The following is a 557-nucleotide window of genomic DNA, read 5'->3' as shown; positions in this document are numbered from 1 at the left end:
GTCACCCCGTGGGGTGTCCCGACCAAGGGTTACAAGACGCGCCATAACAAGCGCACCCAGCAATTCATCGTCCGCGATCGTAGGGGCTAATCGACCATGGCACGTTCACTCAAGAAGGGCCCGTTTGTCGATCACCACCTCATCAAGAAGGTGGAAGCCGCTGCGGGTAGCAAGAAGCCGATCAAGACCTGGTCGCGCCGTTCGATGATCCTGCCGGAAATGGTAGGCGTCACCATCGCCGTTCATAACGGTAAGAACCACGTTCCGGTGCTCGTCAACGAGAACATGGTCGGCCACAAGCTCGGCGAATTTGCCATCACCCGGACCTTCAAGGGTCACGGTGGTGACAAGAAGTCGGGCAAGTAAGGAGAGATGACAATGGAAGCGAAAGCAATCCTGCGCTCCGCGCGCATCTCTGCGCAGAAAGCCCGCCTGGTCGCTGACCAGGTGCGTGGCCTGCCGGCCGAGCGTGCGGTCAACCTGCTGAAGTTCTCGGACAAGAAGGCTGCCCACCTGATCAAGAAGGTGGTGGAGTCGGCTATTGCAAACGCCGAGAA

Annotated in this window: 2 protein-coding genes and 1 pseudogene; all 3 read left to right on the top strand. The window is 58.9% G+C overall.

Going from position 1 to position 557, the window contains the following annotated elements; genetic code table 11:
* Positions 1-90, top strand: a pseudogene (locus AAE045_RS24095) (50S ribosomal protein L2); the annotation flags it as partial.
* 6 nt (positions 91-96) lie between these two features.
* Positions 97-366 (top strand): 30S ribosomal protein S19, encoded by a 270-nt coding sequence (rpsS, locus tag AAE045_RS24090; protein WP_019186148.1) that lies wholly within the window; start codon positions 97-99, stop codon positions 364-366.
* 6 nt (positions 367-372) lie between these two features.
* Positions 373-557, top strand: a 185-nt coding sequence (locus tag AAE045_RS24085) for a large ribosomal subunit protein uL22 (protein ID WP_455549820.1), incomplete at its 3' end; no start/stop codon positions are given.

The sequence above is a fragment of the Dryocola clanedunensis genome, assembly GCF_038405435.1.
In the GTDB taxonomy this organism is placed as follows: domain Bacteria; phylum Pseudomonadota; class Gammaproteobacteria; order Enterobacterales; family Enterobacteriaceae; genus Dryocola; species Dryocola clanedunensis_A.
This window is presented reverse-complemented; position numbering and strand designations above follow the sequence as displayed.

Excerpts from the sequence above, each read along its gene's own strand:
- rpsS (WP_019186148.1), top strand. The coding sequence starts at position 97 with ATGGCACGTTCACTCAAGAAGGGCCCGTTTGTCGATCACCACCTCATC.